General features: G+C 66.0%; 3 protein-coding genes. All 3 read left to right on the top strand.

What is annotated here, in order from left to right; translation table 11 throughout:
* Window positions 1–278: 278 nt before the first annotated feature.
* Window positions 279–14357, top strand: a complete 14079-nt coding sequence (locus tag RTW82_RS25870) for a retention module-containing protein (RefSeq protein ID WP_316926874.1) — start codon at window positions 279–281, stop codon at window positions 14355–14357.
* A gap of 73 nt (window positions 14358–14430) precedes the next feature.
* Window positions 14431–14769, top strand: coding sequence for a tryptophan synthase subunit beta (locus tag RTW82_RS25875; RefSeq protein ID WP_111259521.1), 339 nt, complete (start codon window positions 14431–14433; stop codon window positions 14767–14769).
* A 266-nt stretch (window positions 14770–15035) separates the two neighbouring features.
* The gene (locus tag RTW82_RS25880; RefSeq protein ID WP_228723558.1) at window positions 15036–15377 is read left to right on the top strand and encodes a hydrolase; all 342 of its coding nucleotides are present in this window, start codon (window positions 15036–15038) and stop codon (window positions 15375–15377) included.
* The last annotated feature ends 335 nt before the right edge of the window (window positions 15378–15712 follow it).

The following is a 15712-nucleotide window of genomic DNA, read 5'->3' on the forward strand; positions in this document are numbered from 1 at the left end:
CTTTCCCTGTCAGCCGCGTTTATTGAGGCCTGCAGGGCCTTTTCGGCGAACGGCTTGGGTGGTCAAACCAGTTTCAGAGCCAAAGGGGCGGGGATGTTCTGATGGAGTAGTACGACACGGAGAATGAGTGACGATTTTTTGTCGCGAATTTTTTGACCTGAATACTGTCGTTCCATTCCGCTTCAGTTTTTCCTTTTTCCAGTCCCCGGTGCAGAACGGTCTTGGCCCTATTGCGATAGGTGTCGGCAGTGGTCGGCAGCGTGGTGGAGGAAGGATTCATGGCTACGGTAATCGGTGTCGTCAGTCGGGTAGTAGGCGAGGTGTTCGCGGTAGCAGGCGACGGAACGCGCCGGCCCCTGGTAGAAGGCGACAGGCTGTTCGCCGGCGAGCAATTGCTCACCGGTGCTGAAGGTGCGATTTCGGTGGCGCTGGCCAATGGCGGCGAGCTGACCCTGGGACGCGACAGCAGCATGAACCTGAGTACCCAGTTGCTGGCTACCGGCAACGGCGATGCCCCGGTCGACCCCACCGCTGACGCGCAGCAGCCGCAGCCGCCGAGCCAGCAGGACCTGACCGACGTGCAGCAACTGCAGGCCGCGATCGAGGCCGGCGCCGACCCGACCCAGACCGGTGAAGCGACCGCAGCAGGCCCCGGTGCCGGTGGTGCAGGCGGTGCAGGGGGGGTTGGCGGTGGCCACTCCTTCGTGCTGCTGTCGGAAACCGCCGGTGCGCTCGACCCGACCATCGGCTTCCCCACCGGCCCCATTACGGCGGGCCCGCTGTTCCCTGAGGCCGAGATTCTCGCGCCCACCGACTTCGGCCCTGATCTGACCGTGGTCTTCCTCGATGAAGAAGGCAGCGTCGTCACCGGCCCCGGTGTGGTGGACGAAGAAGCACTGGATGGCGGCGAGAGCGGTGGCGGCAACCCGGGCAGCAACCCCGGCAGCAACGCCGAGAGGACCTCGGGCACCCTGATCATCAATTCCCCCGACGGCATCGGCCGCATCGAAGTACTGGACGCCGCCGGCAACTGGATCAATGTCGCCGGTGGGGGCACCGTGCAGGGCACCTATGGCGTGCTGGTGTTCGATGCCGCCGGCAACTGGACCTACACCCTCACCGACAACAGCCTGGATCACAGCAACCCCAACGCCACCGGGGCCGAGGACCAGCTGTTCGATAACTTCAGCGTGCGCGTATTCGACCTCGACGGCGATGTGTCGCCCACCGTGCCGCTGACCATCGCCATCAACGACGACGGCCCCAGCGCCGGCCTGGACTTCTCCCGCGAAGGCGGCGAGGTGATCATCGACGAGAGCGCCGGCCTGCAGCCGGGCAGCAATGACGTCAGCGGCCCGCTGGCGGTGTTCGATGGCGTTGCCAATCCCTCCTCCGACATGCGCGCCTATGCCCAGGGCAACGCGCCTGCGGTGGTGGCCACCTATGAATTCGGCGCCGACGAAGGTGGCGCCACCGCCGTCTATTCCCTGGCCCTGATCGAAGGCGAGGGCGGTGAAGGCGAGCAGGGCCCGCAGGCGCAGGCCACCGGCCTCACCACCACCAGCGGCAGCCCCATCACCCTGAGTGTGGAAGGTGGCCTGGTGGTCGGCCGCGACGCCGACGGCAACGCCGCGTTCGCCATTTCCATCGACCCGGATACCGGTGTCATCAGCGTTGCCCAGTACCAGTCCCTGCATCACCCCGACGGCAGCGATGCCAATGACAGCATCGACCTCAGCGGCCTGATCCGCGCGGTGCTGACCGTCACCGACGGCGACGGCGACAAGGCCGTGGCCAGTGCCGACATCGGCCAGCTGATCCGCTTCGTCGATGACGGCCCCACCGCCAGCATCCAGACCAACGAAGGCGGGCGCGTCAGCCATGACGAAAGCGCCGGCCTGCAGAACGGCACCGTCACGCCCACCCCCGGCGGCGACGCCAACGACAACGACACCAATGCCCCATCGGTGGTCAGCCTGTTCAGCGGCGTGAGCAATACCGGCACCGACCTGTCCAGCACCGGTTACGCCACCAGCAATGGCGCGGTGGTGGATATCTCCGGCAGCAGCACGGGTGAGGACAACGAAGGCGCCACCACCGTGCTCAGCCTGTCCATCGTCGACGGCAACGGCAGTGACTCCGGCCTCACCACCACCGATGGCCAGACCATTCGCCTGTACCTGGAGAACGGCCTGATCGTCGGCCGCGTGGACGGTGGTGACACCGGCCCCGGCGCGGCGGCCTTCGCCATCGCCATCGGCCAGGACGGCAGCGTCAGCGTGGCCCAGTACATCTCCCTCAACCACCCCGACACCGGCAGCGCCGATGATGCCGTGACCCTGTCCGGCAAGGTCCGCGCGGTGGTCACCGTGACCGACGGCGACGGCGATGTGGACACCGCCCAGGTGGGCATCGGCGGCGCCATCCGCTTCGAGGACGACGGCCCCACCGCCGTGATCGAGCGGCTGGAAGGCGTGCGCGTCACCCATGACGAGAGTGCCGGGCTGCAGAACGGCACCGCGACCCCGACGCCCCAGGGCGATGCCCTGGATGACGACACCAGCAACCCGGATGTGATCGCCCTGTTCGCCGGCGTGAGCAATGTCGGTACCGACCTGTCGGGCTATGCCACCAGTGCCGGCCCCGTGGTCAGCACCGCCGGCACCAGCACAGGCGAGGACAACGAAGGCGCCACCACCGTATTGAGCCTGGAGATCACTGGCGGCGACGGCACCGATTCGGGCCTCACCACCACCGATGGCCAGGTCATCCGCCTTTATATGGAGAACGGCCTGATCGTCGGCCGCGTCGACGGTGGCGACCAGGGCCCCGGCGCCGCGGTGTTCGCCGTGGCCATGGGCCAGGACGGCACTATCAGCGTTGCCCAGTACATGTCGCTGAACCACCCGGACACCGGCAGCCGCGATGAGGGCGTCGACCTCGGCGGCCTGGTCAGGGCCGTGGTCACCGTCACCGACGGCGATGGCGATGTGGACGTGGCCACGGTCAACATCGGCGGAGCCATCCGCTTCGAGGACGACGCCCCCACCGCCAGCATCCAGGCGGTCGAAGGTGCGCGCGTCACCCACGACGAGACCCCCGGCCTGCAGAACGGCACCGCCACCCCGACCCCGGGCAACGACGCCAATGACAACGACACCAACAACCCCAGCGTGATCGCGCTGTTCAGCAGCGTGGCCGATGCCGGCACCGCGCTGGCGGCCGGCTATGCCACCAGCAACGGCCCGGTGGTCGACGCCTCCGGCAGCAGCACCGGTGAAGACCAGGAGGGCGCGACCACCGTGCTCAGCCTGGAAGTGCAGGACGCCGACTCGGGCCTCACCACCCTGGACGGCTCGTCCATCGTGCTCACCGTGGAGAACGGGCTGATCGTCGGCCGCGTGGACGGCGGCACCTACAACGGCCAGGCCGCGTTCGCCGTGGCCATCGGCCAGGACGGCAGCATCAGCGTCGCCCAGTACATTCCGCTGCAGCACCCGGATACCGCCAGCCATGACGACGCCCTGAACCTCTCCGGCAAGATCCGCGCCGTGGTCACCGTCACCGACGGCGATGGCGACGTGTCGACGGACTCCGTCGGCATCGGTGGCGCCGTGCGCTTCGAGGACGACGGCCCCACCGCCACCCAGGTGACCGCCACCAGCGTGCTGGACGACGAAGGCCTGAACGGCGGCATCAACGGCGGCCCCGGCGATGTCGCGGACGCCCACACCAGCACCAGCGGCAGCCTGGGCTACGACGCCGGCGCCGATGGCCTGAAATCCATCGAGCTCACCGGGCCCACCAGCCTGGGCAGCGAGAGCGTGACCTCAACCTGGAACGCCTCGACCAACACCCTGACCATCAGCAGCGCCCGTGGCGACCTGATGACCGTGGTGCTGACCGACCTGGCCACCGGCGCCTACACCGTCAACCTGCTGAAACCGCTGATGCACACGGTGAGCGGCACCGAGGACAACATCACCCTCAACGTCGGCTACAAGGTCACCGACGGCGATGGCGACACCGCCGACGGTTCCCTGGCGGTGACCATCAACGACGACACCCCGACCTTGCAGGTGGGCGCTCTGGACCTGAACTCCTCGGTGACCTTCGTCGGCACCGATGCCGGCTACAGCAACAGCTATGGCTACTACATCAAGGGCGACGACGGCACCCCGCTCAGCGGCAAGGTGATCTGGGCCAACGTCCATGACCAGGGCAACGGCGACACCTTCGACCTGGGCAACCTGGACCCGGCCAGCACCGGCTTCTTCATCATCCCCGACGGCGGGGCCAATGGCGGCCTGGCCAACGGCGCCGACATCACCTTCCAGCTGGTGGGCGGCAAGTGGCAGGCTTTCATCGGCAGCACCCCGCTGACCGGCGCCGACGGTGCCAACGTGCTGTTCAGCGACGCCACCCTCAACCCCGGCGGCTCGCACCTGCAGGACACCGGCAACGCCGGCAACCAGAACTGGGAAGACAAGACCGCCACCTCCGATTACGACTACAACGACGTCAGCACCAGCGTCACCTGGGGCTCGACCCTGCAACTGCAGGTGGATGAGACCAACCTCGGGCTGGGTGCCACGGCCACCGCCAGCGCTGATTTCAGCGGCCTGTTCAACGTGCAGCCCGGTGCCGATGGCCTGGGCAGCCTGGACTACGGGCTGGAAGTCACCAACCCGGCCTCCGGGCTGGTGGACACCGAGACCGGCGATGACGTGGTGCTGTTCCTGGAGAACGGCCAGGTCGTGGGCCGCGTCGGCGACGCCAGCGGCGAAGTGGTCTTCACCCTGACCGTGGGCGCGGACGGCAAGGTCACCCTCGAGCAGCTGCGTGCCATCGAGCACCCGACCTCCGATCCGGACGAAGCGGCCTTCCTCGGCTCCGGCCACGTCAAGCTCAACCTGACGGTGACCGACGGCGACGGCGACACCGCCAGCGGCGGCCTGGACATCGGCAAGGTCATCAGCTTCCGCGACGATGCCCCGAGCATCAGCGCCGGCGAGATCGCCAGCGGCGAGCTGCAGGTGGATGAAACCAACCTGCTGGTGGACAAGACCGTCGACTACAGCACCGCCTTCACCTCCAGCTACGGCGCCGACGGTGCCGGCAGCATCAGCTACACGCTGGCCATCAGTGCCACGGGTGCCGACAGCGGCCTGAAGGACACCGCCAGCGGCAGTGACATCAAGCTGTACCTGGAGGGCGGGCAAGTGGTCGGCCGCGTGGGCGGCCCGGCCGGGGCGATTTCCTTCACCGTCACGGTGGACGCCGACGGCAAGGTCACCCTCGACCAGAAACTGGCCATCGTCCACCCCACCAGCGACCCGGACGAGGCCACCGGTCTTTCTGCCGACCTGGTGAAACTGGTGGCGACCATCACCGACAAGGACGGTGACTCCAGCAATGCCACCCTCAACCTGGGCAACGCCATCAGCTTCAAGGACGACGGCCCGAACATCGACCCGGGCCAGGTCGCCAGCGGCAGCCTGCAGGTGGATGAAACCGTCCTCGGCACCGATGCCACCCGTGACTTCAGCGGCTCGTTTACCCACGCCTTCGGCAACGATGGCGCCGGCACCATCACCTATGCGTTGACCATCAGCGCACCGGGTGCCGATACCGGACTGAAGGACACGGCCAGCGGCAGCGACATCAAGCTGTACCTGGAGAACGGGGAGGTGGTCGGCCGCGTCGGCGACCAGAGCGGCGCCATTTCCTTCAAGGTCACGGTGGACGCCGACGGCAAGGTCACCCTCGATCAGAAACTGGCCATCGTCCATTCGCCCAACACCGGCCCGGACCAGGCCACCGGTCTGTCTGCGGCTGATCTGGTGAAACTGACGGCGACCATCACCGACAAGGACGGTGACACCGACAGCGCCACGGTGAACCTGGGCAATGCCATCAGCTTCAAGGATGACGCGCCCAGCATCCGTGCGGCCGAAATTCCGGCGGACAGCCTGCAGGTGGATGAAACCTTCCTCAACAGCAACAGCACCACGGACTTCAGCTCCGCCTTCATCAAGAACTACGGCGCCGACGGYGCCGGCAACATCGGCTACACCCTGGAGGTCAAATCCAGCGGCGCCGACAGCGGCCTGAAGGACACCGCCACCGGCGGCGACATCAAGCTGTACCTGGAAGGGGGCGAAGTGGTGGGCCGTGTCGGCAGCGACACCGGCGCCGTCGCTTTCAGGGTCACGGTGGATGCCTCGGGCAACGTCACCCTCGACCAGGTGCGTGCCATCGTCCACTCGCCCAACACCGGGCCGGACCAGGCCACCGGCCTCTCTGCGGCCGACCTGGTAAAACTGGTGGCCACCATCACCGACAAGGACGGTGACGCCAACAGCGCCAGCCTCAACCTCGGCAATGCCATCAGCTTCAAGGACGACGCCCCGACCATCAGCGCCGGCCAGGTCGAAGCCGGCAGCCTGCAGGTGGACGAAACCGTTCTCGGCACCGATGCCACCCGTGACTTCAGCGGTTCCTTCACCCGCAACTACGGCGCCGACGGTGCCGGTACCACCACCTACGCCCTGGACGTCAAGGCCGCAGGCGCCGACAGCGGCCTTAAAGACTCCGCCACTGGCAGCGACATCAAGCTGTACCTGGAAGGCAATGCCGTGGTCGGCCGTGTCGGCAGCGACACCGGTGCCGTCGCCTTCAGGGTCACGGTGGATGCCGACGGCAAGGTCACCCTCGACCAGAAACTGGCCGTGCTGCACACCCCCAACAGCGGCCCGGATCAGCCTACCGGCCTCTCCGCCGCCGACCTGGTGAAACTGACCGCGACCATCACCGACAAGGACGGTGACGCCAGCAGCGCCACCCTCAACCTGGGCAATGCCATCAGCTTCCGTGACGACGCGCCCACCGCCGGCAACAGCACCGCTCCGAACGTGCTGGACGACGAAGGCCTGTCCGGCGGCATCAACGGCGGGCCCGGCGATGTGGCCGGCGCCAGCACCAGCACCAGCGGCACGCTGAACTACAGCGCCGGCGCCGACGGGCTGAAGTCCATCGAACTGACCGGGCCCACCAGCCTGGGCAGCGAGAGCGTGACCTCCACCTGGAACGCCTCGACCAACACCCTGACCATCAGCAGCGCCCGCGGCGCCCTGATGACCGTGGTGCTGACCGACCTGGCCAGTGGCGCCTACACCGTCAACCTGCTGAAACCGCTGATGCACACGGTGAACGGCACCGAGGACAACATCACCCTCAACGTCGGCTACAAGGTCACCGACAAGGACGATGACTCGGCCACCGGCAGCCTGGCCGTGACCATCAACGACGACACCCCGACCATCCAGGTCGGCGCCCTGGACCTCAACTCCTCGGTGACCTTCGTCGGCAGCTCGGCCGGCTACAGCAACAGCTATGGCTACTACATCAAGGGCGACGACGGCACCCCGGTCAGCGGCAAGGTGATCTGGGCCAACGTGCACAGCCAGACCGCTGGCGACACCTCCGACATCAGTGGCCTGGACCCGGCGCACACCGGCTTCTTCATCATCCCCAACGGCGGCGCCAACGCCGGGCTGGCCAATGGTGCGGAAATTACCTTCCAACTGGTGGGCGGCAAGTGGCAGGCCTTCGTCGGCAGCACCCCGCTGACCGGCGCCGACGGTGCCAACGTGCTGTTCAGCGACGCCACGCTGAACCCCGGCGGCTCGCACCTGCAGGACACCGGCAGCGCCGGCAACCAGAACTGGGAGGACCAGACCAACTCGTCCGACTACGACTACAACGACGTCAGCACCAGCGTGACCTGGGGCGCCACCCAGCAGTTGCAGGTGGACGAGTCGAACCTGGCGCTGAACGCCACCGCTGATTTCAGCGGCCTGTTCAACGTGCAACCGGGTGCCGACGGCCTGCAGAGCCTGGCCTACAAACTGACCGTGCAGGACGCCAACTCCGGCCTGGTGGATACCGCCAGCGGGCAGAACGTGGTGCTCAGCGTCAACGGCGCAGGCGTGGTCGAAGGGCGTACCGCCACCGGCAACGACCTGGTGTTCACCCTCACCGTGGGTGCGGACGGCAAGGTCACCCTTGACCAGCTCCGCTCCATCGTCCATCCGACCTCTGATCCGGACGAGGCCAAGTTCCTTGGCTCGGGCCATATCAGCCTGAGTGCCACCGCCACCGATAAGGACGGCGATACGGCCACCGGCAACCTGGACATCGGCAAGGTCATCAGCTTCAAGGACGACGCCCCGGCCACCGGCACCAACCAGACGGTGCAGCTGGACGACGACGCACGGCCCAACGGCATCCCCGGCGGTACCGGCGACGACGCCGACTCGCAGAATGCCACCGGCACCCTCAGCCATAGCTATGGCAACGACGGTGCGGGCAGCATCAGCTGGGTCAACACCGGCGCACCGGCAGGCTTCACCTACGAGACCTCGGGCAACAACCTGGTGATCAAGCAGGGCACCACCACCGTACTGACGGTGACCCTGACCAATAGCCAGACCGGTGCCTACTCGGTGGTGCAGAACGCGCCGATCCACCACGCCGATGGCGACAACGAGAACAACCAGGCCTTCCAGCTCACCTACAAGGTCACCGACAAGGACGGTGACAGCGCCAACGGCACCCTGAACATCAACGTCGACGACGACACCCCGGTGGCGAAGAACGACGTGGCGACCGTGGGCGAAAGCGTGGCGCCGGACATCAACATGGTGTTCGTGCTGGACTTCAGCGGCAGCATCAGCAAGTCCGAACTCGGGCAGATGCTCGATGCCGTGAAGGCTGCTGCCCAGGCGCTGTTCACCGGTAACACCGGTGATGTGCAGATGCAGGTGGTGGCCTTCTCGGGAGACGCCAAGTCCTACGCGCCGGTGACCAGCTATGCGGCCTTCGAAAGCCTGATCAACTCCCTCGACCCGAACGAGCCCGGTGGCGTGCGCCCCTATGACGGCAACACCGACTTCACTGCGGCCATCGAGAAGACCATGGATGCCTTCAACCCGCTTCCGGGCTGGAACAACCAGGTCGTGTTCATCAGCGACGGCAACCCCAACGAGCAGACCCAGAGCGGCAATGCGCTGCTCAACCAGACGGCCACCGACTGGCAGCAGTTCATCAACGACAACGGCATCAACGTCACCACCATCGGTATCGGTGACGGCATCGACAACGACAACCTGCAGGACGTCGATCTCGACGGCAGCGGCTCGCCCATCCTGATCGGGGACTTCTCCGACCTGGTGGACACCCTGCTCGACCAGGTCAGCACCGGCATGGTTTCCGGCAACGTGCTCAATGGCAGCGATGGCGTCGCCGGCACCGCCGACGACGACGGCTTCGGCGCCGACGGCAAGGGCGGTATCAAGTCCCTGACCGTCGATGGCGACGTGTATACCTGGAACGGCAGCAATGCTACCGCCCAGTTGAACATCACCACCGACCTGGGTGGCAAGCTGGCCTTCAACTTCGCCACCGGCGCCTGGAGCTACACCGCGCCGAGCGGGTTGACCGGCAATACCGCCGAGCAGATCGGCTACACCATCGTCGACTCCGACGGTGACCCGTCCAGTGCCACGCTGACCATCAACATCACCGCCGCGAACGACGCGCCGGTGGCGGTCAACGACACCTTCAGCACCAACGAAGACACCTCGGTGACCATCACCAGCGCAGGCCTGTTCGGCGCCGATGGCACCGGGCCGGTGAACGACCACGACGCGGACTCCAGCGCCTTCACCACCATCAAGGTGACCCAGCTGGCGAGCAACGGCGTGCTGCAGTTCAACGGCGCCGTGGTGACCCTGAACCAGGTGATCAGCATCGCCGACATCAACGCCGGCAAGCTGGTGTTCGTGCCGGACGGCAACGAGAACGGCGCGCCCTATGCGACCTTCAAGTACCAGGTCAGCGACGGCAGCACCTACAGCAACGTGGCCACGGTGACCATCAACGTCGAGGCGGTCAACGATGCGCCGGTGGCGGTTGACGACAGCTTCAGCACCAACGAGGACACGGCCGTCACCATCACCGCCAACGGGCTGTTCGGCGCCGATGGCACCGGGCCGAACAACGACAGTGATGTCGATTCGGGTGCCTTCGACAACATCAAGGTGACCCAGCTGGCCACCGACGGTGTGCTCAAGCTCAACGGCGTGGCCGTGACCTTGAACCAGGTGATCACCCTCGCCGATATCAACGCCGGCAAGCTGGTGTTCGTGCCCGATGGCAACGAGAACGGCTCGCCCTATGCCACCTTCCAGTACCAGGTGAGCGACGGCAGCCTCTATAGCAACACGGCCACCGTGACCATCACCGTCAACCCGGTGAACGATGCGCCGGTGGCGGTCAACGATACCTTCAGCACCACCGAGGACACCTCGGTGACCATCACCGCCGCCGGGCTGTTCGGCGCCGATGGCACCGGGCCGGACAACGACAGCGACGTAGACTCCAGCAGCTTCGCCAACATCAAGGTGACCCAGCTGGCCAGCAACGGCGTACTGCAGTTGAACGGCGTGGCCGTGACCCTCGGCCAGGTGATCAGCGCCGCTGACATCAACGCCAACAAGCTGGTGTTCGTGCCGGATAGCAACGAGAACGGCTCGCCCTATGCCACCTTCCAGTACCAGGTGAGCGACGGCAGCCTCTACAGCAACACGGCGACCGTCACCATCAATGTCTCGGCGGTGAACGATGCGCCGGTGGCGGTCAACGACACCTTCACCACCACCGAAGACAACGCGGTGACCATTACCAGCACCGGGCTGTTCGGTACCGATGGCACCGGGCCGCTGAACGACAGCGACGTCGACTCCGGCGCCTTCACCGACATCAAGGTGACCCAGCTGGCTACCGACGGCGTGCTCAAGCTCAACGGCGTGGCGGTGACCCTGAACCAGGTGATCAGCATCGCCGACATCAACGCCGGCAAGCTGGTGTTCGTGCCGGACGGCAACGAGAACGGCGCGCCCTATGCCACCTTCCAGTACCAGGTGAGCGACGGCAGCCTCTACAGCAATACGGCCACGGTGACCATCAACGTCACGGCGGTGAACGACGCGCCGCTGCTCGACCTGGACGGCAACGACAGCGCCGGTGTGGTGGGTACGGGTTACCAGACCACCTACACCGAAGGCACTGCCGCGGTGGCCATCGCCGATATCGACACCCTGGTGACCGATATCGACAACAGCACCATCGCCTCGGCCAAGGTCGTGCTGACCAACGCCCAGGCAGGGGATGTGCTGACCGCCACCGGCCTGCCGAGCGGCATCACCGGTGTGGTGGACACCAGCGTCGCCGGCAAGATCACCGTCACCCTCACCGGTGTCGCCACCAAGGCGGCCTACGAGACGGCGATCGAGACCATCCGCTACTCCAGCACCAGCACCAACCCGAGCACCACGCCGCGCAACGTGACGGTGGTGGTCAACGACGGTGCGACCGACTCCAACACCGCGCAGACCACCATCAAGGTGGTGGCGGTGGACAACGGGCCGGATGCCAAGAACGATGTCGCCAACGTGGTCGAAGGCCATGGCCAGGACTTCAATGTGGTCTTCGTCCTCGACTTCAGCGGCAGCATCGACAACACCGAGCTGAACCAGATGCTGACGGCGGTCAAGCAGGCGGGCGCCGAGCTGTTCGACGGCACCTCGGGGCATGTGCAGCTGCAGATCGTGGCGTTCTCCTCGACCGCCACCTCTTATGTGCCGGTCACCAGCGTCGAGGCCTTCAGCTCGCTGATCGACAGCCTCAACCCGAATGCCGGTGGGGTCCGTCCGTTCGACGGCAACACCGACTTCACCGCAGGTATCCAGCAGACCATGAGTGCCTACACCCCGATCTCGGGCTGGAGCAACCAGGTCGTGTTCATCAGCGACGGCAACCCCAACGAGCAGACCGGTACCGGTGGCAACTCGCTGACGGATGCCACCTCGACGGCCTGGAACACCTTCGTCGACAGCAATGGCATCAACGTCACCACCGTGGGCATCGGCGACGGCATCAACAATGCCCGCCTGCAGGACGTCGACCTCGACGGCCAGGGTTCGCCGCTCAACGTGGCCGGCTTCGGCCAGCTGGTGGACGCGCTGCTCGGCCAGGTGGTCGGTGGCGATGTCTCCGGCAACGTGCTCTGGGGCAGCGATGGCGTCAGCGGTACCGCGGACGACGACAGCTACGGCGTTGACGGGGCCGGCTACATCAAGTCGGTCACCATCGGCAGCGTCACCTACACCTGGAACGGCACCTCGACCATCACCCCGAGCAGCGGCTCGCCGATTTCCGGCAGTGTGCTGACCGGTATCGAGACGCCGGAACACGGCAAGCTGACCTTCAACTTCGCCACCGGTGCGTGGAGCTACGTGGCGCCCGACGGGCTCACCAGCAACCTCACCGAGCAGTTTGGCTACAGCCTGGTGGATTCCGATGGCACCACCGACACCGCGACCCTGACGGTCAACGTGACCGACGCCAACAGTCCACCGGCCGGTGCGGACGCGACCCTCAGCCTGCTGGAAGATGCCAGCCACGTGCTCAGTGCGAGCAGCTTCGGCTTCTCCGATGCTGAGGGCGACAGCTTGGCTGCCGTGAAGATCACCACCCTGCCCACCGCCGGTCAGCTCACCCTGAACGGCAGCGCCATCAGTGCCGGGACCACCGTCTCGGTGGCTGATATCAACGCCGGCAAGCTGGTCTTCACCCCGGCGGCGAATGCCAGCGGCACCGGCTACGCCAAGTTCACCTTCCAGGTGCAGGACGACGGCGGCACGGCCAACGGCGGGGTCAACCTCGACCCGAACCCCAACACCATCACCTTCAACGTCACCGCGGTGAACGATGCGCCGGTGCTGGGTGGCATGGGCGGTACGCTGAACTACACCGAGAACGCCGGCGTGAAGATCATCGACAGCAGCGTCACGCTGAGCGATGTCGACTCGCCGAACTTCAACGGTGGCTCGCTGGTGGTGGCCTTCACCGCCAACGGCACGGCAGCCGACCAGCTGTCGGTGGTCAACCAGGGCACCGGTAGTGGCCAGCTCAACGTGAGCGGCAGCAACCTGCGCCTCGGCTCCACCAACATCGGCACCATCGCCGGCGGCACCAACGGCAGCAGCCTGACGATCAGCTTCACCAACAACCTGGCGACCCTCGCCGTGGTCCAGGCGCTGATCCAGCAGATCGCCTACGCCAACACCTCCGACAACCCGTCCACCCTGGACCGTACCCTGAGCTTCACCGTCAAGGATGGCGACGGCACCGCCAACGGCGGCGTCGACAGCGCCTCGGCCATCGCCTACGTGCACCTCAATGCCGTGAACGATGCACCGGTCGCCAACGCCGACCACGTGGTGGCCTACAACGCCTCGGTGGTGGTGCCGGACTGGGCGCTGCTGTGGAACGACAGCGATGCAGACAGCAATGTCCTTTCGCTGAACAGCGTCGGCGGTGCCAGCGGTGGTTCGGTCTCCCACAGCGGCAGCGGGCTGGCGGGCACCACCAGCTTCACCGACAGCGGCTCGGTGGGTGGCTCGTTCACCTACACCACCAAGGATGAGCAGGGGGCGGTCAGCAGCTCCGGTGCGGTCGAGGTCGACCGGGACAACAGCGGCACGATCGGCAGTTCGGGTGACAGCAGCGACCAGATCGTCATCGACAACAGTGCGCTCGGGAACACGCTGGCCGGTGGCAGTGGCAATGACGTGCTGATCGGCGGGGTCGGCAATGACACCCTCAACGGCAACAACGGCAACGACCTGCTGGTAGGGGGCGCCGGTGACGACGCGCTCAACGGCGGCGGCGGGATCGACACCGCCAGCTACGTCGACGCCACCTCCGGCGTGACGGTGAGCCTGGCATCGGCTGCTGCGCAGAACACCGGCGGTGCGGGCACCGACACCCTGTCGGGGATCGAGAACCTGATCGGCTCCAACTTCGGCGATGTGCTCACCGGCAACTCAGGTGACAACACGCTGAGCGGGTTGGCGGGCAACGACACCCTGATCGGCAACGGTGGCAACGACATCCTCAGTGGCGGCGACGGGGCCGACACCTTCAAGTGGCAGGCGGGCGAGACGGGACTGACCCATATCACCGACTTCACCAAGGGTGTGGATTCGCTGGACCTGTCCCAGCTGCTCTCCGGCGAACATGCCAACCTGGGCAGCCTGAGCCAGTACCTGACCTTCAGCTTCGGGGCCAGCACCACCATCACGGTGGACTCCAATGGCGCCGGTGCCGGGGCCACGGGGCCGACCATCGTGCTCGACGGCATCAACCTGCAAACCTCCTACGGGGTGGCGGATGCTGGCGGTGTGATCTCCGGCATGCTGGGCGATGGCACGTTGAAGGTTGACGTCTAAGCTCTGTAAACGAAGCGGCCCGCCACCTCTCCGGGTGGCGGGCCTTTTTTATGCGGATTGGGGAGAGCAGTCCATGGTGTACGTACAGCGAGATGAGCGGGGCCGGGTGCTGCGGGTCGAGTCGGAGCCTTTCGAGCACATGACCCACAGCATGCCGGCCGCAGATCCGGAGGTGCAGAGCTGGCTGGCCAGCCGTTCGCTGCACGAGCACCTGATGTCGCTGCAGCATTCCGACCTGGAGCTGGTGCGGGTGATCGAGGACCTTGTCAGTGTCCTCGTCGACCGTGGCGTGATGCGCTACACCGACCTGCCCGAAGCCGCACGCAACAAGCTCCAGCACCGTGCCCAGGCTCGCGCCCAGGTGGAGGGGCTCGGCAGCCTGGTGCAGGACGAGGGGCGTTTGCCGTATTGAGGCCTGCTCGCCAGGGGCGGAGTCCTGCGCGAAAGGGGGCGGGCGGGTGCCTGGCCCATCGCGGTTGAAACCGCTCCCACGGGTGAAATGAATGGCAAAAGATAATGCCCCGGAGGCGACAGAACCGGCGCCTGCCGTTGCGTTCTATTGCGCGACGGCTCCTCGGTTCACCGAGGGTGACCCGGGTTGCGGCCGTCATGTCCTCTTCAGGAGCGATACGCGAGATGGCGACAAAAGCGGGTGTCTTCACCAGACGAGTGTTGGGCGTGCTTTTGACTGTGGTGGCGCTTGGGGCGGTGACGGCCCATGCGGTGGATTACGACCTGGATAACGATGGCTATCGTGATGCCCAGTTCGGTGGCAGCGACCACGACCTGGACAACGACGGCTACCGCGATGCCCAGTTCGGCGGCAGTGACCATGACCTGGACAACGACGGCTATCGCGATGCCGAGTTCGGTGGCAGCGACCATGACCAGGACAACGATGGTTATCGCGATGCGCAGTTCGGCGGCAGTGACCATGATCTGGACAACGATGGTTACCGTGACGCCCAGTTCGGTGGCAGTGACCATGACAGCGACAACGACACCAACCGTGATGATTAAGCGGCTCCACCCGTAACGAGAACGCCCGCAGATGCGGGCGTTTTCTTTTGCGGACGGCCTGGTGGGCTGAAGCCCACCCTGGGTTGTGGGAGCGAATTCATTGGCTCTGTCGGCGTTAGCTGTTGTGGTTTTAATGCAGGCGCTCAAGCACGACCCTTTCCGGGCGCCCAAGGGTTCGTGCCACCGCCACCCCATGGGTTTCGCTTCGCTCTACACCATCCTACGAAAGCCTGTGCGCACCACGTGGCGATGCGCTGGACGAAGAAAGTTGGAGCAGCCGCCAACGCCCCTCCAGGAGGCCGAACGCAGTCGTTGCGCCGGGGGACGAGCGGCAT

Origin of the sequence: Pseudomonas sp. zfem005, assembly GCF_032621735.1 — a bacterium.
In the GTDB taxonomy this organism is placed as follows: Bacteria; Pseudomonadota; Gammaproteobacteria; order Pseudomonadales; family Pseudomonadaceae; genus Metapseudomonas; species Metapseudomonas solani.

What these genes read in the sequence shown, in the direction of transcription:
- RTW82_RS25875 (WP_111259521.1), top strand. Translation starts at nt 14,431, where the DNA reads ATGGTGTACGTACAGCGAGATGAGCGGGGCCGGGTGCTGCGGGTCGAG.